Below are 23,718 nucleotides of genomic sequence, written 5' to 3' on the forward strand. Positions count from 1 at the left end.
GATCGGAGAAATTTTCCGGGCGACCGAAAGACGCACGGAGCCGATCGACAAGGCGCCCCTTCCCGGGCCTGCTCTCAGCGACCGACGGCCTGCACGATCTGCTCGGCCAGAAGCGATGCCGCACGCGGCAGGTTGCGCGCGCGGTGCAGCCGGATATCCGCCGCAGGCAGCCGCGGCAGGTTCTCGGCCTCGGACAAGGCCCGCAATCTTGCCGGAAAGGTCCCTGACTTCACGACCGTCACCGCCAGGCCTTGCGCTGCAATGGACTCCACGGCCGCGAGGCCGTGGCTGACGAAGGCAAGCCGCCAGGCAATCCTGGCGCTGTCGAGCGCTTCAGTGGCCCATTCGCGGAACAGGCATCCTCGGGGATAGAGGGCGACAGGCAGCGGATGCTGCAGCTCCACCGGGTGCGAGGCCGAGGTGGCCCACACGGCCTGCTCCTGCCGCAGCAGTTCGCCGCCGCCCTGGCCATGCGGATGCATCGCGATCACGATGTCGAAATCCTTGCCCAGGCGCTGCGGCATGCGGGCCGTGAGGCCGGTTTCCATTTCGACACGGATGTGCGGATAGTCGGCCGCGAAGCGCGCGAGCACCGGCGGCATGACGTGTGTGCCGTAGTCGTCCATGACGCCCAGGCGTACCCTGCCCTCCACCTTGTGCTGCTGCAGTTGGCCGACGGCCTCGTCGCCCAACTGCAGGATTCGGCGCGCGTAGCCGAGCAGTCTTTCGCCTGCGAGGCTCAACTCGACATGGACTTTCGTGCGATGGAAAAGAGCGGTGCCCACCCGCTCCTCCAGCCGCATGACCTGCATGCTCACTGCGGACTGCGTGCGGTTCAGCGCCGTCGCCGCACGGGTGAAGGAGCGGTGTTCGGCCACTGCCACGAACGCCTTCAGCAGATCAGGATCGAGCGATGGAAGAGCCATTTCATTCCCTGATGAGATGCATCAAATTAATTCGATTGATTGATGATAGTGAGGCTTCTACGCTGCCGCCACGACAACGACCTGGAGCATGAACGTGGGAGAACTTGCGGGCGTCGCGGCCGCCGTGCTGTCCAGCGCACTGGGCGGAGCAGCGGTGGGCGCGACGCGTTACGTGGCCGGAGCCATCGACCCGATCGCTCTCGGCGCGTTCCGCTTCGGCATCGGCTTCTGCCTGCTGCTGCCGATGGCCCTGCTGGGCAGCAGCCGCGAGCGCTGGCCTGCGCGACGCGACTGGCCGGCGACCGTTGCGTTGGGGCTGCTGTTCTTCGGACTCTTCCCGCTGCTCTTCAACGCCTCGCTGCACTACACCTCGGCCGCGCGCGGGGCGCTCTCGCTGTCCGCCTTGCCGCTGCTGACCATGACCGTGGCCGGTGTCCTGCGCGTCGAACCGTTCACCCGCCGCAAGACGGTCGGCGTGCTGGTCGCCATGACGGGCGTGGCCCTGTCCCTGCTCTCGGACCTGCGAACGGCGCCGCCAGGCGCGTGGCGAGGCGATCTGTTGATGCTGGCAGCGGCTCTATGCATGGCTTTCTACAGCGTCGGCTCGCGCGCTGTGATACGCCGGTCGGGGCCGCTCTCCTTCACCGTCCTGGCGATGGCAGCCGGTGCGTTGTGCCTCGCGGGCATCGCCTGGCATGCGGGGAGCTTCGCGCCCGTGGCCCGCTTCGGCATGGCCCAGTGGCTGGCCGTCGCCTACCTCGGCGTGTTCGGCGGCGCCATCGGCTTCTTTCTCTGGGCCTTTGCGCTGGGGCGTACCACGCCCACGCGCGTGGCGATCTCGGTGACGGTCAATCCGGTCGCCGCGGGCCTGGTCGGCGCCTGGCTCTTGGCGGAGCCGTTGCGTTGGGGCTTGGTGGTCGGGCTGCTGGCGGTGCTGGCAGGCATCGTGATCGCGGCGACCGGCGGGGCGGCCGTGCGGGTCGAAGGCTAGCGTTCAGACGGCCTCGCTTCGCCGCAACAGGCGTCTCGCCGATTGCGCGGAACGCCCTGGCTGGGTGCCTGCCGAAGCATGCAGTCGCGCAAGCGGCATGCATCAAGCTCGTTCACATCCAAGCTGCGTTGGCGCACTTTCAGGTATCGGGCCGCGGGTCTTCGTCTGTGACGGAGAGATCGACCGGAACCCGGACTTCGCGCGTGATGCGTCCAGGCATCTCGAAGACCAGCGTGATGTGGCCCTTGACGCGTTCGAAAGGCTTGTCCAGCTTCACGTGGAAACCCCGTTGACTGCCCAGGACATGGTCGTAGGTCCAGAGCGCGAAATCCCGCAACGACGCCGCCTTGCTGCTCTCCTTCACCTGCAGCTTCTCGTTCTTCTCGTTGATGAGTTCGTAATCCTTGATCTCGTAGGTCACGAAGTCGGCGATGTCGTCGTTCTTGTTGGTGATGTGGCCGTTGCGCTTGTACTCGTCGAGCTTGATCTTGGGCAGCGGGTAGTAAGTCAGCAGGTCGAACTCTCTCGCAGGCTTCTTCTTGATCAGCGTGAGGTCGGAGTTGATGACCAGCACATGAGCGCCGAGCTGTGTCAGCAACGCTCTCGCCTGATCGGCAGAGTACGGATAAGGCTGTGCCGAGTGGGCGTGGCCAGCGAACAGTGCAGAAAGAAAAAGCAGCTGCAGCAACTTCTTCATCGAAGAACGCATGTCTGGTGGATTGCAGAAGCAAGAGGGCGGGTGGTCTTGAATCCTAGCATCGCCACATGGGCCTCGAACGCGCCGGGAGCCGGCCCGCCGTTCGGCAATCCGCGGCTCGTGGCCCTCATCAGGCATGCGGTTGCTGATCGAGCGCGTTCGTCGCAGGCGGTCGAACCCACCCTCGTCCGGTGTCAGAAAAGATGCTGCTGCGAGCTCGTCAAACCCGCGAAGCTGGCCCCCATCGGCTGGAGGATGGCATCGGCGATCGGCTGCAGCTGCCTGCCCAGGTAGTGGTCGTAGTCGATGCGTGAATGGCGGGCCTCCAGCGGCTCTGGGCCGGTGCGGGTCATGACGTACTGGATCCAGCCGCCGTTCTGGTATTGCTTCGGCCGATGGAGGCGGTCGTTGTGCTCGTCGGCCAGGCGCGCGGCGCGGACCTGCGGCGGCACGTTGACGAGGTAGGCGTCCAGGCGATGGCGCAGGCGCTTCCTGTAGACGAGCAGTTCGTCCTTGGCGCCGGAAAGCGTCGAGCGCACGTACTCCCTCACGAACTCCTCGTAGGGCTCGCCCCGGAAGATCCGCGACAGCAGACCTTCCTGGAACTGCCGTGCCAGGGGCGTCCAGTCGCTGCGGGCCATCTCCAGGCCGCGGTAGATCATCTCCTCCTTGCCGTCGGCGTCCTTGCTCAGGCCGGCATAGCGCTTCTTGCTGCCCACGTCCGAACCGCGGATGGTGGGCATGAAGAACTTGCTGTAGTGGGTGTCGAACTCGATCTCCAGGAAGTTCTCGAGGTCGTGGGTCTCGCGAAGCGTGCGCGTCCACCAGTCGTTGATGTCCTTCACCAGGCCTGCTGCGACGGCATGCGCCTCCTCGTTGGTGTGGGTGCGGCCGAGCCAGATGAAGATGGAGTCGGTGTCGCCGTAGATGGCTTCGTAGCCTCTGCGCTCCACGAATTCGCGCGTGAGCTTCATCATCTCGTGCCCGCGCAGGGTGACGGCGGACACCAGCTTGGGATTGAAGAAGCGGCATTCGGAGGCGCCCAGCACGCCGGCGAACGAGTTCATCAGCAGCTTCAGCGCTTGCGACAGCGGCTCGTTCCGGGCCCGCTTGGCTTCGTCCCGCGCGCGCCAGAGCGTGGTCACGATCTCCGGCAGGCAGTGCCTGGTGCGCGAGAAGGTGGTGCCCTGGGGGCCGCGCACGATCAGGCGCGGATCGCCGCCGGCGCTGCCGCCTTCCACGAGGCCGACGGGATCGACGAGGAAGGTCCGGATGATCGATGGATAGAGGCTCTTGTAGTCCAGGACCACGACGGAGTCGTAGAACCCCGGTTTCGAGTCCATCACGTAGCCCCCGGGGTAGGCCTTGCTCGGGATCTCGCCGACGTTCGGCGCCACGTAGCCGAGGCGGTGCATGCGCGGCAGGTAGTGGTGGCTGAAGGCCGCGATGGAGCCGCCGAAATGGTCCATCTGCAGGCCCGTGGTCTGGGCGCGTTCCATCACGAACTGCAGCAGCTTCGCCTTCTCGAAGATGCGCAGCACCAGCTCGCAATCGCGGATGTTGTAGTGAGCGAGTGCGGGCTTGTCTTCCTGGTAGCGCCGCTCGATCTCGGCCATCTTGTCGTACTCGTCGCCGATGGCCTTGCCTTCGCCCAGCAGCGACTGCGAGACGTTCTCCAGGCTGAAGGAGGGAAAGTTCCACATCGCGGCCCGCAGTGCCTCGATGCCGTCGACGATCACCCGCCCCGGCGCGGAGGCGAACAGATAGCCCTGCTTTCCGGGATGAGTGCGCCAGTCCAGCGGGCGCCGCTCCCGTCCCGGCAGAAAGGGCGCGCCGCAATCGTCGGCGGTCTTCTGCAGCACCCGCAGGTCGAACTGGATCACGCTCCAGCCGACGATGACGTCCGGATCGTTGCGCTCGAACCAGTCGTTGAGCCGTTCGATCATGGCCTTGCGGCTTTGGCAGTAGACGAGGGAGAAGTCCTGCCGCGCCTCTTCCCCGCCCTGCCCGGCTGGCGGGTCGCCGAGCATGAAGACGGTGCGATCCTGCGCGGCGTCCAGTGCGATCGAATAGAGCGCCTCGTACTGGCTGGTCTCGATGTCCAGCGACACCATCTTCAGCGCCGGGCGGTAGTCGGGCGCCGGTCTGAGCCGGCAATCGACCAGCGCGCCGCGGTCGAGGCGCCCTCCTTCCGCCGCCACGCCTGCCGTGATGAACCGCTCCATCAGATGGCGGTCCGGCGGGCGCACGTCGGCCTCGAGCAGCGGAATGTCCTGCGCGCGAAGGGTGCGCGCAAGCCGGCCGATCTGGCGGAAGTGCTTCGCATAGAGGCCGACGACCGGCTCCTGCTGGAAGGTCTTGAGATCGAGCTCGCGGATCTCCACCCCTGGCATGGCGGCAAGCGCCGCCTCCACCGCCGCGCGGTGCCGGGCGGCGACGAACGCGACGGAGGTCTGGGCGGCCAGCACGACCTTCAGCGGCCCGGCGTCCGTTGCCAGCCAGTATTCGATCTCCGTGCCCGCCGCGGCGTCCCGCCAATGGCGGGTCAGGATGAAGCCCTTGAGTTCGGTGGGCGCCGTGGGAGGCAGAGGCATGGAAATGAGAAAGGCAGACTCGGTGACAACCGATTCTTGCGCAGTCGCCGCGACCTTTCGCGGGCCTCGCATCCGTGGCAGGCGTTCGCAACTGCGGCCCCGAGCGGAATGCCGGGGGCTGCCCGACCCGCCGCGAAGCACCGATCTACCGGAGCCTCCAGGCGCGGGTCGATGTTTTCAACCCGTCAGAAACCGCCCGGGCGGCGCCGGCACGATTCAACGGGGGTGAGGAAAGAGCCTTTCTATCGGGCAATGCGTCTTGATGAACGGCGACTTGATCACGATGTAGCTGAAGTACTTGGAGATGCCGATGTTGCGCTCGAGCAGCCCCTCGATCACTTCCTGGTAGTGGTTCACGCCGCGCGTGAGAAAGCGCAGCAGGTAGTCGTAACCCCCGCTCACCAGGTGGCACTCGAGCACCTCGTCCACTTCGCGGATCGCGGCCTCGAAGCGCACGAAATCCTCGCGGTGATGGTCCTGCAGCGTGACTTCGGTGAACACCGTCAGCGCATCGCCGAGCTTCTCCAGCCGCAGGTGCGCGCCGTAGCCGGCGATGTAGCCGGCCTGCTCCAGCCGCTTCACTCGGATCAGGCATGGGCTAGGCGACAGGCCGACCGCGTCCGCGAGATCGACGTTGGTCATGCGCCCGTTCTTCTGCAGCTGGGCCAGGATGCGCAGGTCGAGTCGGTCGATCTTGAAGGCTTCAGACATGGCAGTCCTGAAAAAACGAAACAGGTCCTGATTCTGCTTTGCCGACGCGGCGCCGGGTCAGTGCTTTCCCGGTCAGGCGGCCAGCGCGGCGCGCACGTCGGGGGCGTCGAGCACGTCGTCGAGCGTTTTCTCAAGCCGTGCGAAGAGCTGCGCGAACTCGTCCTCGGTGAAGGTGAGCGCGGGCGCGAAGCCGAGGATGTGGTCCCCGAAGGAGCGAAACACCAGGCCGTTGCGGTAGCCGGCCGCGAAGATGCGGTCGGACAGCCCCAGCGCCGGGTCGAAGCGGCGCTTGCTGGCCTTGTCGCTCACTAGCTCCAGCGCCCCCACCAGGCCGCGATGGCGAGCGTCGCCCACCAGCGGATGCGCGCGCAGCGCGTCGAGCCCGGCCGCGAAATGCACCGCCCCGCGCTGCCCGTTGGCGAGGATGCCGCCCTCCTCGTAGAGCCGCAGCACCTCGAGCGCGACGGCGGCGCCCACCGGGTGCGCGGAGTACGTCGCGCCGTGGCCGACAGGCGCTCCCGCAGGGGCACCGTCGGCGATGCCGGCGTAGACCTTCTCGGACATCAGGGTCGCGCCCATCGGCACGTAGCCGGCGGTCAGGCCCTTGGCCACGGTCATCAGGTCGGGCTCCACGCCTTCGGCCTCGCAAGCGAACATGGGACCGGTGCGGCCGAAGCCGGTGATGACCTCGTCGACCAGGAAGAGGATGTCGAGCTCGCGCGCGGCGTCGCGCATGGCCTTGAGCCAGCCCTTGGGCGGCACGATGACGCCGCCTGAACCCTGGATCGGCTCGCAGAAGAAAGCCGCCACGTTGTCGGCGCCCAGCTCGGCCACCTTGGCGCGCAGCGCCGCGACCGAGGAAGCGATCAGCACCTGCGGATCGGCGCCGTGCTCGTGGCGGTAGGCATACGGCGAGGGGATGTAGTGCTGCGTGGGCAGCGGCAGGTCGAAGCCGCGATGGAACACGGGCAGCGCTGTGAGGCCCGCGCCGGTCGACGAAGAGCCGTGGTAGCCGCGCTCCAGCGAGATGAACTGCTTCTTCGACGGCCGGCCGATGGCGTTGTAGTACTGCACGATGAAGCGCACGGCGGCATCCACCGAATCGGAGCCGCCCAGCGTGAGGTACACGCGGGTCAGCGATGCCGGCGTGATCTGCACCAGCTTCTGCGCGAGGCGGATGGCAGGCTCGCTGCTGAAGTGGAAGTAGCCTGTGGCGTACGGCAGCCGGCGCATCTGCTCGGTCGCGGCCTGCACCACGCTCTCCTGGCCGTAGCCCACGTTCACGCACCACAGGCCTGCGAAGGCGTCGAGCAGCCGGTGGCCGTTGGTGTCGGTGAGCCATGCGCCCTCCCCGGAGGCCAGCACGGTGGGCCCGCGCTGCTCGTGCACGCGCCAGGGCGAGACGGGGTGGATGAGGTGGGCGCGGTCGATCGCGTCGAGCGCGGCTTGCTGGGGCAGTGCGGTGGGGTGCGTCATGGGTGTGAAGATGCGAGAGCGAGGGAAGCTTTCGATGCCTTCAGCTTAGGCGGCACCCCGCACGAGGTGATGCTGCTTTGAGGGTGTCGCACGAAGCACGCTGCGGTTGTTGCGCCGCGTACAGCAGATCGTGCGGTCGACGCGGCGACCCCGTCCTTCTGCGCTTCTCGTCGCGGCTTCTCTTCTCAATACCCGCGTGCGCGGTCGACCAGCCCGAGCATCCGCTCGCCGGCCTCGAAGCGCTCGATGTTGTCGAGCAGCACCTCGGCAGCGCTCAGCGGCTGCGTCATGCTCGCGATGTGCGGTGTGAGCTGGATGCGCGGATGCCGCCAGAACGCGTGCCCGGGCGGCAGCGGCTCGGGGTCGGTCACGTCGAGCACCGCCTCCGCGATGCGGCCGCTTTCGAGTGCGGCCAGCAGGTCGGCGTCGACCAGCTGCGGCCCGCGTCCGACGTGCACGAGCGAAGCGCCCTCGGGCAGTTGCGAGAACAGGCGCGCGTCGAGAAAGCCGCGCGTCGAGTCGGTCAGCGGCAGCAGGCATACGAGGATGTCAGTGCGCGCGAGGAAGGCCGGCAGCTCATCGGCACCGGCGTGGCATTGCACCCCCTCGACCTCGTGGCGCGAGCGGCTCCAGCCCGCGCAGTCGAAGCCCAGCGCGACGAGCTGCGCCAGCACGGCCTGCCCGAGCGATCCCAGGCCGAGCACGCCCACGCGCCGTTCGCCCGCCGGGCGCACCGGCAGCGGCTTCCAGCGCGCCTGCTGCTGCTGGCGCCGATACTGCGGCATGTCGCGGTGCAGGCCGAGCACCGCATGCGTCACATACTCGACCATCCCGCGCACGATGCCGGGTTCGACCATGCGCACCACCGGCAGCGCAGGCGGCAAAGACGCGAAGTCGAACTGGTCGACGCCTGCGCCGGAAGAGAACAGCACCTTAAGATGCGGAAAGCGCGTGCCCAGGTCGTCGGGCGGCTCCCATGCCGCGAGGAAGCGCACCTTCGCGGGATCGCCGACGTCCGGCCAGATGCGGAAGTCGATGTCCGGCCGGCGGCGGCCGAACACTTCGGCCCATTGGCGTCCCCGGACGGGATCGGACTTGTAGAGGAAGGTGAAGGATGCGTCCACAGGGGTGCTCCTTCAGCCCACGGCCTGCGTCACGAGCGCGAACAGGGCCGGCGCTTCCGCAGGCCTGGCCAGGGGCGCGCCGCGCACCATCGTCGTGGGCGCATCCACGCGCAGCAGGCCGATCGCTTCCAGCCATTCCGCCAGGCCGCTGTTGAAATCGATGTCGATGCGCGTGAAGTTGCCCGCATTCAGGCCGGCAAGGTGTGCGATCAAGGCCTTCGCGCCCTCGGCATCGGGCGCGACCACCGGACCGATGGCATGGCCCCGGCCGAAGCGGCGCAGCATGGCGAAGCCCTTCGCGGTGTTGTCGTGGTCTAGCACCACGCAGGCGTCGGCCCCCTGCAGCAGTTCGGCGATGAGCGCCTCTCGCGGCATGCCCCGCGCTGCGGTGTCCAGGGCCTGCAGCGCGGGCAGTTCGTTGAGGCCCGCCGGGCGCAGGCGCCAGCCTTGCTGCAGCGCGATCAGCGGTGCGGGCTGGGCGATGCCCTGGTGCTGCCGGACCTCGCCGGTCCGCACGAAACCCAGGCGCTCGTAGAGTCCGCGCCCCTGCGAGGTGGCGTGCAGCAGCAGCGAGCGGTCTTCCATGCCATCGAGCAGCGAGCGCATGAGCCGATGCCCGATGCGGCGTCCCTGGCATGCGGGGGTGACGATCACCAGGCCGATGGTGGCGTGGCGCTCGCCCCAGCGCCACCGCAGGCCGGTGCCGACGAGCTCGCCGTCGCGCTCGGCCGCGATGCCTTCGGCATGCGCGAAGACCTGCTCCCAGTCTGCCAGCCGGTGCGGCCAGCGCAAATCGGCAGACAGCGCGTGCGCTTGCGGCAGGTCGGCGGAAGTCATCGGTCTGAGCACCACGCCATCCGTGGTCGGTGCGTTCTCAGGGGCTTCGGACATCGGAATCTCTCTGTATGTTGCGACGGGAATTCGCTCCATCTTGGACGACATTGCGGCGCCGCACCAGACCGGATGGCGCTTTCGCTGCAACTCGCAAGCTTCGCCTGCCAGCCGCCCTCTTCTCGCAATTTGCTGCGGTGGCACGCCCGCATACGAACACAAATGCCGCGGCGGTTTGCCTAGCATCGACCGGCCGTCTCGGCCGTCCCGGTCATTTCCCCACGCCGCGCCAACTTCCATGCAGCCCATCGCCATGCGAGCCTTCGGTCGACCCCCTCACAAGCGCCTTTGCACCGCATCCTCGAAGCACGCTTCATGCCCTTCGACGCGCGACGGCGACCTCATGGCGGCGCAGTTTGGCATGCGCACGCAGCGTGCATCAAGAACGTGCGCAGCAGCCTCGCGGCGGCGCGCCAAGGTGCATGTCCGCACGTGCGCGGGGCAGACCGCACGCCATGCTGTTGCCGCTACCACAAACCGCAGCTTTGGTTTCGACGGCACCTGTTTTCCCTACATACGTCATGCAGCTGCGTGCTGCAATCAATCCGTAATGAGCTTGTCGCAATTGCCTTCCCTGCCCTCCCTTTGAAAAGGACCCGACACCATGAGCTTCCGTCCCAAATACGTGACCTTCGACTGCTACGGCACCCTCACCCGGTTCCGCATGAAGGAGATGGCCGCCGACCTGTTCGCCGACCGCATCCCCGCAGAACGCATGGAGGAGTTCCATGCGGACTTCACGGCCTACCGCTTCGACGAGGTGCTGGGCGACTGGAAGCCCTACGAGGTCGTGCTCAAGAACGCAGTGCGGCGCCTCTGCAAGAAATGGAAGATCCAGTACTTCGACGCGGACGCGCAGAAGATCTACGACGCCGTACCGACCTGGACCCCGCATGACGACGTGCCGGCCGGCCTCGCGAAAGTCGCCAAGGAGATCCCGCTGGTGATCCTCTCGAATGCCTCGGACGACCAGATCCAGAAGAACGTGGCGATGCTCGGCGCGCCCTTCTACCGCGTCTACACCGCGCAGCAGGCGCAGGCCTACAAGCCGCGGCTGAAGGCCTTCGAGTACATGTTCGACTCGCTCGGCTGCAACCCGGAGGACGTGCTGCACGTTTCGTCCAGCATGCGCTACGACCTGATGTCGGCGGACGACCTGGGCATCGTCAACAAGGTCTTCGTCAACCGCGGCCACGGCCCGGGCAACCCGGCCTATCGCTACACCGAGATCAAGGACATCGGCGGCCTTCCCGGCGTCGTCGGTCTTTGATCGCATCGCGGTCTCCCTGCCTCGCCCCGTTGCTCGCCCCGCCATGAAGCTCGACTCCTACTGGACCGATAGCGCTGCAGCCTTCACGCCTGCAGCGCATGCGCTGCCGGAACAGGTCGACGTCACGATCGTCGGCGGCGGGTTCACGGGCCTGTCCGCGGCGCTGGCGCTGGCGAAGCGCGGCGCGCGCGTCGCTGTCCTGGAGGCTGGTGCGCGTGTGGCGGCGGAGGCCTCGGGCCGCAACGGCGGGCATGTCAACAACGGGCTGGCCGTGGACTATGCCGATGTGGCCGCCAAGGTCGGCGTCGAAAAGGCCCGCGCCTGGTATCGGGCCTACGACGCCGCAGTGGACACCGTGGCGCGGCTGGTACGCGACGAGGCGATCGACTGCGATTTCCTGCGGCACGGCAAGCTCAAGCTCGCCACGCGGCCTGGCCAGATGGAGGCGCTCGAGCGCAGCGCTCGGCGCCTGATCGACGACGGCGTGGACATCGACGTCGAACTCCTGGATGCGACGCGGGTGCGCGCCGAGGTGCAGAGCGAGCGCTTCCACGGCGGCCTTCTCTACAAGCGCAGCGGCCAGATGCACATGGGCCGCTTCGCCCATGGCCTGGCCGAGGCGGCGCAGCGCCACGGCGCGCAGATCCACACCACCACGACGGTGAACCGGCTCGAGCGGCTCGGCCAGGGCCACGCACACCGGCTGCATACCTCACGCGGCACCGTCACCGCGCAGCAGGTCCTGCTGGCCACGGGTGCCACGCGCCATGGCGGCTACGGCAGCTTCGGCTGGCTGCGCCGGCGCATCGTGCCGATCGGCAGCTTCATCGTCGTGACCGAGCCGCTCGGCGCGCAGCGCGCACAGGCGCTGCTGTCGGCGCGGCGCACGTACACGACGATCGCGAACATCCATCACTATTTCCGGCTCACGGCCGATCACCGGCTGGTGTTCGGCGGGCGCGCGCGATTCGCGATCTCCAGCCCCCAGTCGGATGCCGCGAGCGGCGAGATCCTGCGCGCCGGGCTCGCGGAAACCTTTCCGCAACTGGGTGCCGTGCGCCTGGACTACTGCTGGGGCGGGCTGGTCGACATGACGCAGGACCGCCTGCCTCACGCCGGGGAGCGCGACGGCCTCTACTACGCCATGGGCTACAGCGGCCACGGCACGCAGATGTCGGTGCACATGGGCGAGCGCATGGCCGCCGTGATGAACGGCGATGCCGGCGCCAACCCCTGGCGCGACCGCGCCTGGCCCGCCATTCCCGGGCACTTCGGCCCGCCGTGGTTCCTTCCGGCCGTCGGCCTCTACTACTCGCTCAAGGACAAGCTGGCCTGAGCGCGCAGCGAGTCCGACCCGTTTCGTTCAGCGTTCGTTTTGTTCTTCAACCCCCGGTCACCGGCCACACAGGAGTAACCCATCATGAGCGACAGCAGCAACAAGAGGTTCGAAGACCTCGTCGGTCCCGGCGAAAGCCTTCGCGTGATGAGCGCGTTGAAACGCGGCGCGTCGCGACGCGACGTGCTTGCGATGCTGATGGCCGGCGGCATGCAGGTCACGCTGGCGGGCAGCCTCGCGGGCATGGCGGTGTCCGCCCACGCGCAGACGCCGAGGCGCGGCGGGCGCATCCGCGTGGCGGGCGCCACTGCTGCGGCAACCGACACGCTCGATCCGGCCAAGCAGTCGAACCAGACCGATTACTCGCGCTGCAACATGGTCTACAACGGCCTGACCTCGCTCGACGGCAGCCTCACGCCGCAACCCGCGCTGGCCGAATCGTTCACCACCAAGGATGCCAAGGTCTGGGTCTTCACGCTGCGCAAGGGCGTGGTGTTCCACGACGGCAAGCCGCTCGCGCCCGCCGACGTGGTGTTCTCGGTGATGCGCCACAAGGACGCGGCCACCGCCTCCAAGGCCAAGGTGCTCGCCGACCAGATCGAGAGCGTGAAGGCAACGGGTCCTAACGAAGTGACCATCGTGCTGAGCGCACCCAACGCCGACCTGCCGGTGATCCTGGGCACCTACCACTTCCACATCGTCAAGGACGGCACCACCGACTTCAACGCCGGCATCGGCACGGGCCCCTACAAGCTCAAGGAGTTCAAGCCCGGCATCCGCTCGGTGGTGGTGCGCAACGAGGCCTACTGGAAGCCCGGCAAACCCTACCTCGACGAGATCGAGTTCGTGGGCATCGGCGACGAGAGCGCGCGCGTCAACGCGCTGCTGTCGGGCGGCATGGACCTGGTGGGCTCGGTCAATCCGCGTTCGGTGGAACGCGTGAAAGGCACGCCGGGCTTCGGCATCTTCGTCACCCAGTCGGGCCAGTATTCCGACCTGATCATGCGCAAGGATGTGGGCCCCGGCGCCAACCCCGATTTCGTGCTCGGCATGAAGCACCTGTTCGATCGCGAGCAGATGAAGAAGACCATCGCGCTCGACTACGCGGTGGTGGCCAACGACCAGCCCATCGATCCGACCAACCGATTCCACTTCGCCGGACTGCCCCAGCGCCCCTTCGACCCGGAGAAGGCGAAGTTCCACCTGCAGAAGTCCGGCGTCACCGGCAAGGTGCCGCTGGTGGCGTCGCCCGCGGCGCTGTACTCGGTGGAGATGTCCCTGCTGTTGCAGCAGGCGGCGCAGCGCGCGGGCCTGGAGCTCGACATCAAGCGCATGCCGGCCGACGGCTACTGGTCGAACCACTGGCTCAACAGCCACGTCGGCTTCGGCAACGTGAACCCGCGCCCCAGTGCCGACGTGTTGCTCACGCAGTTCTTCCAGTCGAACGCGGCGTGGAACGAGTCGCGCTGGAAGAGCGAGAAGTTCGACCAGCTGCTGCTGGCCTCGCGCGCCGAAACCGACCTGGCCAAGCGCAAGCAGATGTACGCCGACATGCAGACCATGATCCACCAGGACGCGGGCCTCGGCATTCCGATGTTCCTGGCCAGCATCGACGGCCACACCTCCAAGCTCAAGGGCCTGTCGCCGATTCCGCTGGGCGGGCTCATGGGCTACAACTTCGCGGAGAACGTGTGGCTGGAGGCATGAGCACACCCCCAGGCTTCGCGCACTTCGTGTCGCTGCGCCAACCCCCTTGCAGGGGGCGACACCTGCGGCCCGGCAAAGCCGGTGCCGTGGTGTCCCGCGAACCGGCGGGGCTGCGCCGGCCTGCGGCGGCACACGGTGGCAAGTGGCAGATGGTTCAACGGAGCAGCTGACATGAATCAGGTGATCCTCAAGCTCCTTGCCCAGCGCATTGCGCTCGCGCTGCTGTCGCTGCTGGCGGTGTCGGTGATCGTGTTCTCGATCACTGCGGTGCTTCCCGGCGACGCGGCCGAGGAGCAGCTCGGGCAGGACGCCACGCCTGAGGCGCTGGCCGCGCTGCGTGCGCAGATGGGGCTGGATGTGCCGGCGCCGAAGCGCTATGCGCAGTGGCTGGCGGGCATGGCCAGGGGCGACCTGGGGCGCTCGTCCACCACGCAGATGCCGGTGTCGGAACTGGTCGCCAGCCGGCTGCCCAACTCGCTGCTGCTGGCTGCCGTCACGGCCCTGTTCTCGGTGCCGATCGCGCTCATGCTGGGCGTCGCCTCGGCGGTGTGGCGCGGCTCGTGGTTCGATCGCGCGGCGTCGACCTCGGCGGTGGCGGTGGTGTCGGTGCCGGAGTTCCTGGTGGCGACGCTCGCGGTGCTGGTGTTCGCGGTGAAGCTGCGCTGGCTGCCGGCGCTGTCCTTCGTCAGCGACATCGATTCGCTCGGCCAGATGCTGCAGGCCTTCGCGATGCCCGTGCTGGTGCTGTGCTGCGTGATCGTCGCGCAGATGATGCGCATGACGCGCGCCGCCGTGATCGACCAGCTGGAGGCGCCCTACATCGAGATGGTGCGGCTCAAGGGCGCATCGCCGATGCGCACGGTGCTGGCGCACGCGCTGCCCAACGCGGTGGGGCCGATCGCCAACGCCGTGGCGCTGAGCCTGTCGTATCTGCTCGGCGGGGTGATCATCGTGGAGACCATCTTCAACTACCCGGGCATCGCCAAGCTGATGGTCGATGGCGTCTCGCAGCGCGACATGCCGCTGGTGCAGACCTGCGCCATGATCTTCTGCGGCGCCTACCTGCTCCTGGTGACCGCCGCCGACGTCTGCGGCATCCTTGCCAATCCGCGCCTGCGGCATGGCTGACCAAGGGGAAGCCATCATGGAATCGTCCTCCACGCCTTCGACTCGCCTGAGCGCAGCCGCCCCGGTGACGCCGCCGACCACGGGAGGCGCACGGCACGGCGGCCCGCTGCGCTGGCTCGCAGGATTCGGCCCCTCGGGGCTGATCGGCCTCGCGGTGCTGCTCTTCTGGGTGCTCTCGGCGGCGCTCGGTCCCTGGCTGCTCTCGTTGCGCCCGGCGGGCGCCGGCACCGCGAACGTCTTCGCGCCGATCAGCGCGGCGCACTGGCTCGGCACCGACTACCTGGGCCGAGACATGCTCGTGCTCATCATCGAGGGCGCGCGCTACACGGTCGGCGTGGCGCTGCTGGCGACGCTGCTGGCCAGCGGCACGGGCACCGTCCTGGCGCTGCTGGCGGCCGCGAGCGGCCGCTGGATCGACGCGACGCTCAGCCGCGTCCTCGACACGCTCACCGCCATCCCGAGCAAGATGTTCGCGCTCATCATGGTGGCGGGCTTCGGCTCGTCGGTGCCGATGCTGGTGGCCACGGCGGCGATCATCTACGTTCCCGGTGCCTACCGCATCGCGCGTTCGCTGGCCGTGAACATCAATGCGCTCGACTACGTCACGGTGGCTCGCACGCGCGGCGAAGGAACGCTCTACATCATGCTGCGCGAGATCCTGCCCAACATCGTCGGCCCGATGCTGGCCGACCTGGGGCTGCGGTTCGTCTACATCGTGCTGCTGCTGGCGAGCCTGAGCTTCCTGGGCCTGGGCATCCAGCCGCCGGCCGCCGACTGGGGTTCTCTGGTACGAGAGAACATCGGCGCGCTGGCCATGGGCGGCGCCTCGGTGATCGTGCCGGCGCTCGCCATCGCGAGCCTGACCATCGCGGTCAACCTGGTGATCGACAACCTTCCGGGGCGTCAGGCCCGCGAACGAGGAGCACGCTGATGAAACCCATCCCCAGGCTTGCCCGCTTCGTGCGGCAGCCGACCTCCACGACGGCGGCGACACCGGTGGCCCGGCAAGGCCGGCTCCGCGTTGTTCCTGGCGCAGACGGGAGGCGATGACATGGGCGCGAACCTGATCGTCGAAGGGCTGTGCATCCATGCGGGTGCCGCCACGCTGGTCGACAACCTGAGCTTCTCCGTGCAGCCCGGCGAGGTGCTGGCGCTGATCGGCGAATCAGGCTCCGGCAAGACAACCACCGCGCTTGCGCTGATGGGCCATGCACGCCACGGCTGCCGCATCTCCGGCGGCCGCGTGCGCATCGGCGACACGGAGGTGCTGGCGCTCGATGCGCGGGCGCAGCGTGCGTTGCGCGGTCGAACCGTGGCCTACATCGCGCAGAGCGCAGCGGCCTCGTTCAACCCCTCGCGCACGATCATGGACCAGGTGGTGGAGCCCACCGTGATCCATGGCCTGTGCAGGCGCGCCGAGGCCGAGGCGAAGGCGGTGCAGCTCTTCCGCGAGCTGGCGCTGCCGGATCCGGAGCGCATCGGCACGCGCTATCCGCACCAGGTCTCGGGCGGCCAGCTGCAGCGGCTGATGGCGGCGATGGCGCTGATCGGCGACCCCGACCTCGTGATCCTCGACGAGCCGACCACGGCGCTGGACGTGACCACGCAGATCGAGGTGCTGCGCGCCTTCCGCCGCGTGGTGCGGGAGCGCCGCGCCACCGCGGTGTACGTGAGCCACGACCTCGCGGTGGTGGCGCAGATGGCCGACCACATCCTGGTGCTGCGCAACGGCAGCATGCGCGAGCTGAACGCGACCGGCCGGATCCTCGCCGCGCCGGCCGACGACTACACGAAGAGCCTGCTGGCCGCGGCGCGCCCGCAGGCCCGCCCGCCCGCCGATGCCGCGAACGACGGCCGGGAGCTGCTGCTCGAGGTGCGGCAGCTCTGCGCCGGCTACGGCCCGGTGGATGCGCAGGGACGTTGCGCCAAGCCGATCCTGCAGGACATCGACCTGAAGCTCTACCGCGGCCAGGCCATCGGCGTGATCGGCGAATCGGGCTCGGGCAAGACCACGCTGGCGCGCGCGGTGGCGGGACTGCTCAAGCCGGGCAGCGGCAGCGTGCTGTTCCGCGGCCGCGAACTGAAGCCGACGCTGCAGCAGCGCGAGCGCGACGAGCTGCGCCGCATCCAGATCGTGTTCCAGATGGCCGACACGGCGCTGAATCCGTCGCAGACCATCGAGCGCATCCTGGCGCGGCCGCTGGCGTTCTACAAGGGCCTGCGCGGCGAGCCGCTGCGCAGGCGCATCCACGAGCTGCTCGACCTGGTGAAGCTGCCGCAGACCGTGGCCGGGCGCCTGCCGGGCGGTCTTTCGGGCGGGCAGAAGCAGCGCGTGAACCTCGCGCGGGCGCTCGCGGCCGAGCCCGACCTGATCCTGTGCGACGAGGTGACTTCCGCGCTCGACACCGTGGTGGGTGCGGCGGTGCTCGACCTCATGGCGGAGTTGCGGCGCGAGCTGGGCGTGTCGTACCTCTTCATCAGCCACGACCTGCACACGGTGCGCGCGGTGTGCGACGAGATCGTCGTGATGCAGCACGGCCGCAAGCTCGCGCAGGTGGCACGCGCCGACTACGACCGGGGCCCGCACCACCCCTACTACGAGCTGCTCGCGCGCTCCGTGCCGGAGCTGCGCCAGGGCTGGCTCGACGAGATGGACCGCAGGGCATGAGCTTCGCCCCCAGGCTCTGCCCGCTTCGCGTGGCTGCCGACCCCCTCTTCCGGGGGCAACACCAACGGCCCGGCAAAGACGGCTCCCTGGTGTTCCTGGAAGAACCCCGCCCGATTCATGGAGAACCGAGATGACACCCACCTTCCGCATCGCAGTGATTCCCGGCGACGGCATCGGCAAGGAGGTGATGCCCGAGGGCGTGCGCGTGGTGCAGGCCGCCGCAGAGCGCTTCGGCTTCGAACTCGATTGCCGCTACCTCGACTGGGCCTGCGCCGACTACCACGCGGCGCACGGCCGGATGATGCCGGACGACTGGAAGGAGCAGCTCAAGGGCGTCGACGCGCTGTACTTCGGCGCCGTCGGCTGGCCCGCGACGGTGCCCGACCACGTGTCGCTGTGGGGATCGCTGCTGAAGTTCCGGCGCGAGTTCGATCAGTACATCAACCTGCGGCCGGTGCGCCTGTTCGAGGGCGTGCCCTGTCCGCTGGCCGGCCGCAGCCCGGGCGACATCGACTACCTCGTGGTGCGCGAGAACACCGAGGGCGAGTACACCTCGCTCGGCGGTGTGATGTACGAAGGCACCGAGCGGGAGATCGTGATCCAGGAGTCGGTGTTCTCGCGCCACGGCGCCGACCGCGTGCTGCGCTTCGCCTACGAAACCGCGCGTGCGCGCGGGCGCAGGCACCTGACGGTGGCCACCAAGAGCAACGGCATCGCCATCAGTATGCCCTGGTGGGACGCGCGCGCCGATGCGGTGGGTGCCGACTACCCCGAGGTGACGGTGGACAAGCAGCACATCGACATCCTGTCGGCGCGGTTCGTGCTGCAGCCCACGCGCTTCGACGTGGTGGTGGCGAGCAACCTGTTCGGCGACATCCTCTCCGACCTCGGGCCCGCGACCACCGGCACCATCGGCCTGGCGCCCTCGGCCAACCTGAACCCGGAGCGCAGGTTTCCGTCGTTGTTCGAGCCGGTGCACGGCTCGGCGCCCGACATCTACGGCCAGAACATCGCCAATCCGATCGCGATGATCTGGTCCGGGGCCCTGATGCTGGATTTCCTCACGCAGGGGCAAGGTCCGGGGCGCGCCGCGCACGACGCGATCCTGGCGGCCATCGAGGCCGTGCTGCGCGACGGACCGCGCACCCGCGACCTGGGCGGCACGGCTTCCACCGCGGAGCTCGGCATGGCGATCGCCGAGCGCGTGGCCACCGGCTGATCCGGGCACGTTCCCATTCCCTCTCAAAAACCATCAAACAACCACCATGCCTCTCCATATCGAACGCCCGGACCTGATGCCCGGCCGCATGCTCATCGGCTCCGACTGGCGCGAAGCCGCCGACGCACGCCGCCTGGACGTGAGCGACCCGGCCACCGACGCCATCTTTGCGAGCGTGCCCGACGGCACGGCCGCCGATGCACGGGCTGCTGTCGACGCGGCCCACGCCGCCTTTCCGGCCTGGCGCGCCGTGCCCGCCAAGCAGCGCGCGCAGATCCTCAAGCGCTGGAACGACCTCGTGATGGCGCACCAGGAAGACCTCGGCAGGCTCATCTCGCGCGAGCAGGGCAAGCCGCTGGCCGAAGGCCGCGGCGAGGTCGCCTATGCGGCCAGCTACATCGAATGGTTCGCCGAGGAGGCGACGCGCGCCAACGGCGAGATCATCCCCGCGCCGGTGGCGGGCCGCCGCATGCTCGCGCTGCGCGAGCCGGTGGGCGTGGTCGCCGCGGTCACGCCGTGGAACTTTCCGGCGGCGATGATCGCGCGCAAGATCGCACCAGCGCTCGCCGCGGGCTGCACGGTGGTGTGCAAGCCCGCCGAGGACACGCCGCTGACCTCGCTCGCGCTCGTGAAGCTGGCTGCCGAGGCCGGCGTTCCCTCCGGCGTGCTGAGCATCGTGACCGCCTCGCGGGAGCGCACGCCCGAAGTGGTCGATGCATGGCTCGACGATGTGCGCGTGCGCAAGATCACCTTCACCGGCTCGACGCCCGTGGGCAAGCACCTCGCCCGCCGCTCGGCCGACACGCTGAAGAAGCTCTCGCTGGAGCTCGGCGGGAACGCACCCTTCATCGTGTTCGACGATGCGGACCTCGATGCGGCGGTCGACGGCCTGATGGCCGCCAAGTTCCGCAACGGCGGCCAGACCTGCGTGTCGCCGAACCGTGTGTTCGTGCAGGCCCGCGTGCACGATGCGTTCGTCGACAGGCTGGTGGCGCGGGTGGGCGCGCTCAAGGTGGGCCCCGCCACGCAGGCCGATTCGCAGATCGGTCCGATGATCAATGCACGTGCGGTGGACAAGATCGAGCGCCACGTGAAGGACGCCGTCGCCAGGGGCGCGCGCGTCGTGGTCGGTGGCAAGCGGCTTCGCGACGCGCGCTGCGACGGTCCCAACTATTTCGCGCCCACCGTACTGGTGAACGCCGATACGACCATGGAATGCAGTTGCGAAGAGACGTTCGGGCCGGTCGTGCCGATCACGCGCTTCGAGTCCGAAGCCGAGGTGATCGCCGCGGCCAACGGCACGCCGTTCGGCCTTGCCGCCTACTTCTATTCGACGGACGTGCGCCGCATCTCGCGCGTGGCAGACGCGCTCGAGACCGGCATCGTCGGCATCAACGAAGGCGCCTTGGCAGCCGAGGCCGCGCCCTTCGGTGGCGTGAAGGAATCGGGCTACGGCCGAGAAGGCTCCGTGCACGGCCTGGAGGACTACATGCACATCAAGTACGTGTGCCAGGGGCAGCTGTAGCACCTCGCAAGCCTGGCTGAACCCGCGCGGCCGGTGACGAACCGGCGCCGCGGCACGATCCACCAAGAGGCCCCTGCAAACGCACATTTCCCGCTTTTAGCCCTGCGTGGTTCAGCATCGATGCGGCAGTGTTTTCCTTAGCATTGATCGGCATCGGACCCTCAAGAAAGGCTTTCAATGTCCAGGCTTCTCATCCCCTTCGAACTCGACAAGCTCGGCGCGCCGCGCGAATACCGTCCGCCGGCGGAGCGGGTCATCGAGGGCGACATCGTGTGCCGCAACTGGGACGTCGACAGCGCGAAAGACGGCAAGGTGCGCGCGGGAGTGTTCGAATCGACGGTCGGCCTCAATCACTCCATCAAGGGCGAGACCTGGGAGTTCTGCCTGATCCTCTCCGGCGTGGTGGAGATCACCGAGCAGGGCCACGCACCGATCACCTACCGGGCCGGCGACTGCTTCATCATGAAGCCCGGCTACGTCGGAACTTGGCGCACCATCGAGACCGTGCGCAAGGTGTGGGTGACCGCTTGAGCCGCGTTGCCTCCGAACGGACGAACTGCAGTGGAGTGCAACCCGATGACGGCAACTGACAACGGCTGCGGCGCCGGCGGCATCAGCAGTGTCGGCGGCAATGGCGACGACTTGCGCTTCTATATCGACGGGCGCTGGCAGGATCGCGCGGAAGCGCCACGCATTGCCGTCGTCGATCCGTTCTCCGAGGCGGTCGTCGGGCATGTCGCGGCCGGCTCATCGGCGGACGTGGACCTCGCCGTCGCCGCGGCCCGCCGCGCCTTCGGCTCGTTCTCTCGAAGCACGGTCGACGAGCGCATGGCGCTGCTGGGCCGGATCCTCGCGCTGCTGGAAGAGCGGGCGGAGCAGTTCGCGCAAGCCATCACGACGGAGATGGGGACGCCCATCGGGTTCGCGAGGACGGCCCATGTGCCGTTCGGGATCGCCCACGTGCGCGCGCAGATCGAAGTGCTGCGGCGATACGAGTTTCTCTCCCCGGAGGGCGCCTTCGCGATCTCCAAGGAGCCGATCGGCGTGTGCGCGCTGATCACGCCGTGGAACTGGCCCCTGTACCAGGTTACCGCCAAGGTTGCGCCGGCGATCGCCGCCGGCTGCACGGTCGTCCTGAAGCCCAGCGAGCTGTCGCCGTTCAGCGCGCGGCTCTTCGCGCAGGTGATGCACGACGCCGGCACGCCGGCCGGCGTCTTCAACCTGGTGGGCGGCACCGGAGAGGTGGTCGGCGCTGCGTTGTCCGCGCACCCCGATGTCGACATGATCTCCATCACCGGCTCCACGCGTGCCGGCGTGCTCGTTGCGCAGGCGGGTGCCGTCAGCGTCAAGCGCGTCGTGCAGGAGCTGGGCGGCAAGTCGCCAAACCTGTTCCTCGACGACGCCGATTTCGAGGAAGGCGTGGCGAAGGGCGTGCTGGCAGGCATGCGCAATGCGGGCCAGTCGTGCAGCGCGCCGACGCGCATGCTGGTGCCTGCGTCGCGGCTGGCCGAGGTGGAGTCGCTGGTCCGCGCGGCGGTTGCCGGCATCAGGCTCGGCGATCCGCGCGACGAGAAGACATCGATGGGGCCGATCGCGAACGCCGCGCAGTACGCAAGGGTGCAGGCGATGATCGCCAGCGGGATCGAAGAAGGCGCCAGGCTGGTCTGCGGCGGCCCGGGCCGGCCGGACGGCCTGACCCGTGGCTACTTCGCACGGCCGACGGTCTTTTCGGACGTGACGCCCGACATGCGCGTGGCGCAGGAAGAGATATTCGGCCCCGTGCTGGTGCTGATGCCCTACCGGGATGAAGCGCAGGCCATCGCCATCGCCAACGACACGGTCTACGGACTCGGCGCGGCCGTGCAGTCCGCCGATCGCGAGCGGGCGCGGCGCGTGGCTTCGCAGCTGCGCGCGGGCCAGGTGCACATCAACTATCCGCCATGGAACAGCCACGCGCCGTTCGGCGGCTACAAGCGCTCCGGCAACGGACGCGAGTACGGCGTCCACGGCCTCGAGGAATACCTCGAGACCAAGGCGATCGTCGGCTACTGATCGCTTTCCGGCATCGACCGCCATCGCCATCGAGCATGCCTTCAAGTTTTCACTGACGTCCAAGGGACATACCCAGAATGCCTGCGCCTCTATCCGCCGTCGAATCCAGTCCTGAACTGCCGACGCATGCCGACGCCGTCGTGATCGGCGGCGGCATCATCGGGGTTTTCGCCGCGTACTACATGGCCCGGCGCGGCCTGAAGGTCGCGCTCGTCGAGAAGGGGCGCGTCGGTGCCGAGCAATCGAGCCGCAACTGGGGCTGGTGCCGGCAGCAGAACCGCGATGCGCGCGAACTGCCGATGGCCACGAAGAGCCTGGACCTGTGGGAGCGATTCACGCAGGACACCGGCGAAGTCACCGGGTTCAGCAGATGCGGGCTGCTCTATCTCAGCAACAGCGAGAAGGAACTCGACGGTTGGGCGCGCTGGGGCGAGTTCGCACGCTCCGTGAATGTGCAGACGCGCATGCTGACCGCGGGTGAAGCCGCGCAGCGCGGTCACGCCACCGGCAAGGCATGGAAAGGCGGCGTCTTCGCCCCGACGGATGGCACCGCCGACCCCTCGCGTGCCGCACCGGCCGTGGCGCGGGCTTTCATGAAGCTCGGCGGCACCGTGCACCAGGGCTGCGCGGCGCGCGGCCTCGAAACAGAAGGCGGCCAGGTCTGCGCGGTGGTCACCGAGAGCGGGACGATCCGCACCCGGGTCGCGGTGCTCGCCGGCGGCGCGTGGGCATCCTCGTTCTGTCGCCAATATGGCATCCGATTTCCCCAGGCTGCGATCCGCCAGACGGCGCTGTCGGTGACCACCTCGGGCAAGGACATTCCCGCAGCGCTCCACACCACTGGCGTGTCCATGACGCGCCGCGCCGACGGCGGCTACACGCTGGCCATCAGCGGACGCGGGCGTGTGGACCCGACGCCGCAGCTGCTGCGTTTTGCGCCGCAGTTCCTGCCGATGTTCCAGCGGCGCTGGCGCAATCTCGCACCTGGCGGGCTCGAGGGCATCCGCTGCGGCCATGAAGGCTTCGCCCGATGGCGGCTCGACGAGACGACGCCCATGGAGCGCATGCGCATTCTCGATCCGAAGGCCGATGCCTCGGTCGTCGACCTGACGTACAGGCGCGCGGTCGAACTGGTGCCGGCGTTGGCGGACAGCTCGGTGACCGCGGCCTGGGCCGGCTATGTGGACAGCACGCCCGACGGCGTGCCCGGCATCGGCGAAATGCCGAGCCTGCGCGGGCTCGTGCTGGCCGCCGGCTTCAGCGGCCACGGTTTCGGCATCGGCCCTGGCGCCGGGCACCTGATCGCCGACATCGTCAGCGGCGCATCCCCGCTCGTCGATCCCCGTCCCTACCACCCCGACAGATTCCTGGCTTCGGCCCGTGGGAAGGTGGCCGACTTCTAG

The 23,718-nt window shown here is 68.4% G+C and carries 19 protein-coding genes; 12 read left to right on the top strand and 7 right to left on the bottom strand.

The window, feature by feature from the left end:
• Positions 1 to 74: 74 nt before the first annotated feature.
• Entirely contained in the window at positions 75 to 926 is an 852-nt protein-coding gene (locus FHY06_RS26810) for a LysR substrate-binding domain-containing protein (RefSeq protein WP_184606885.1), read from the bottom strand.
• An 88-nt stretch (positions 927 to 1,014) separates the two neighbouring features.
• Between FHY06_RS26810 and FHY06_RS26815 the strand changes: the two genes are divergently transcribed.
• Entirely contained in the window at positions 1,015 to 1,917 is a 903-nt protein-coding gene (locus FHY06_RS26815) for a DMT family transporter (RefSeq protein ID WP_184606886.1), read from the top strand.
• Between the two features lie 139 nt (positions 1,918 to 2,056).
• Here the strand turns inward: FHY06_RS26815 and FHY06_RS26820 are convergent, their stop codons facing one another.
• The 6 genes from FHY06_RS26820 to FHY06_RS26845 form a co-directional block, all read right to left on the bottom strand.
• On the bottom strand, positions 2,057 to 2,515 hold the full coding sequence (locus FHY06_RS26820) for a hypothetical protein (protein ID WP_184606887.1): 459 nt from the start codon (positions 2,513 to 2,515) through the stop codon (positions 2,057 to 2,059).
• 293 nt (positions 2,516 to 2,808) lie between these two features.
• Positions 2,809 to 5,208, bottom strand: coding sequence for a DNA polymerase II (locus FHY06_RS26825; RefSeq protein ID WP_184606888.1), 2,400 nt, complete (start codon positions 5,206 to 5,208; stop codon positions 2,809 to 2,811).
• A 216-nt stretch (positions 5,209 to 5,424) separates the two neighbouring features.
• The gene (locus FHY06_RS26830; RefSeq protein WP_019658082.1) at positions 5,425 to 5,919 is read right to left on the bottom strand and encodes an Lrp/AsnC family transcriptional regulator; all 495 of its coding nucleotides are present in this window, start codon (positions 5,917 to 5,919) and stop codon (positions 5,425 to 5,427) included.
• A 72-nt stretch (positions 5,920 to 5,991) separates the two neighbouring features.
• Positions 5,992 to 7,395 (bottom strand): aspartate aminotransferase family protein, encoded by a 1,404-nt coding sequence (locus FHY06_RS26835; RefSeq protein WP_184606889.1) that lies wholly within the window; start codon positions 7,393 to 7,395, stop codon positions 5,992 to 5,994.
• A gap of 185 nt (positions 7,396 to 7,580) precedes the next feature.
• Complete coding sequence (locus tag FHY06_RS26840) at positions 7,581 to 8,519, bottom strand: 2-hydroxyacid dehydrogenase (protein WP_184606890.1); 939 nt, start codon at positions 8,517 to 8,519, stop codon at positions 7,581 to 7,583.
• 12 nt (positions 8,520 to 8,531) lie between these two features.
• Positions 8,532 to 9,410 (bottom strand): GNAT family N-acetyltransferase, encoded by an 879-nt coding sequence (locus tag FHY06_RS26845; RefSeq protein ID WP_184606891.1) that lies wholly within the window; start codon positions 9,408 to 9,410, stop codon positions 8,532 to 8,534.
• A 604-nt stretch (positions 9,411 to 10,014) separates the two neighbouring features.
• On the opposite strand from FHY06_RS26845, the gene FHY06_RS26850 reads away from it, so the two are divergent.
• From FHY06_RS26850 to FHY06_RS26900, 11 genes are all read left to right on the top strand, one after another.
• Complete coding sequence (locus FHY06_RS26850; protein ID WP_019658078.1) at positions 10,015 to 10,680, top strand: haloacid dehalogenase type II; 666 nt, start codon at positions 10,015 to 10,017, stop codon at positions 10,678 to 10,680.
• 43 nt (positions 10,681 to 10,723) lie between these two features.
• The gene (locus FHY06_RS26855) at positions 10,724 to 12,016 is read left to right on the top strand and encodes an NAD(P)/FAD-dependent oxidoreductase (RefSeq protein ID WP_184606892.1); all 1,293 of its coding nucleotides are present in this window, start codon (positions 10,724 to 10,726) and stop codon (positions 12,014 to 12,016) included.
• 84 nt (positions 12,017 to 12,100) lie between these two features.
• A complete protein-coding gene (locus tag FHY06_RS26860; RefSeq protein ID WP_126185785.1) occupies positions 12,101 to 13,723 on the top strand; it encodes an ABC transporter substrate-binding protein in 1,623 nt (540 codons plus the stop codon).
• A 171-nt stretch (positions 13,724 to 13,894) separates the two neighbouring features.
• Entirely contained in the window at positions 13,895 to 14,851 is a 957-nt protein-coding gene (locus tag FHY06_RS26865; protein WP_184606893.1) for an ABC transporter permease, read from the top strand.
• Positions 14,852 to 14,867: 16 nt separating this feature from the next.
• A complete protein-coding gene (locus FHY06_RS26870; protein WP_184606894.1) occupies positions 14,868 to 15,782 on the top strand; it encodes an ABC transporter permease in 915 nt (304 codons plus the stop codon).
• Between the two features lie 120 nt (positions 15,783 to 15,902).
• The gene (locus FHY06_RS26875; protein WP_184606895.1) at positions 15,903 to 17,519 is read left to right on the top strand and encodes an ABC transporter ATP-binding protein; all 1,617 of its coding nucleotides are present in this window, start codon (positions 15,903 to 15,905) and stop codon (positions 17,517 to 17,519) included.
• Between the two features lie 130 nt (positions 17,520 to 17,649).
• Positions 17,650 to 18,738 (top strand): tartrate dehydrogenase, encoded by a 1,089-nt coding sequence (locus FHY06_RS26880; RefSeq protein WP_184606896.1) that lies wholly within the window; start codon positions 17,650 to 17,652, stop codon positions 18,736 to 18,738.
• 46 nt (positions 18,739 to 18,784) lie between these two features.
• Positions 18,785 to 20,263: an NAD-dependent succinate-semialdehyde dehydrogenase gene (locus FHY06_RS26885; RefSeq protein ID WP_184606897.1), complete on the top strand. Its 1,479-nt coding sequence runs from the start codon at positions 18,785 to 18,787 to the stop codon at positions 20,261 to 20,263.
• Positions 20,264 to 20,440: 177 nt separating this feature from the next.
• Positions 20,441 to 20,794, top strand: coding sequence for a cupin domain-containing protein (locus FHY06_RS26890; RefSeq protein WP_019658070.1), 354 nt, complete (start codon positions 20,441 to 20,443; stop codon positions 20,792 to 20,794).
• Positions 20,795 to 20,839: 45 nt separating this feature from the next.
• A complete protein-coding gene (locus FHY06_RS26895; RefSeq protein WP_184606898.1) occupies positions 20,840 to 22,315 on the top strand; it encodes an aldehyde dehydrogenase family protein in 1,476 nt (491 codons plus the stop codon).
• A gap of 77 nt (positions 22,316 to 22,392) precedes the next feature.
• On the top strand, positions 22,393 to 23,718 hold the full coding sequence (locus FHY06_RS26900) for an NAD(P)/FAD-dependent oxidoreductase (RefSeq protein ID WP_126185792.1): 1,326 nt from the start codon (positions 22,393 to 22,395) through the stop codon (positions 23,716 to 23,718).

The sequence above is a fragment of the Variovorax atrisoli genome, assembly GCF_014195185.1.
GTDB lineage: Bacteria > Pseudomonadota > Gammaproteobacteria > Burkholderiales > Burkholderiaceae_C > Variovorax > Variovorax atrisoli.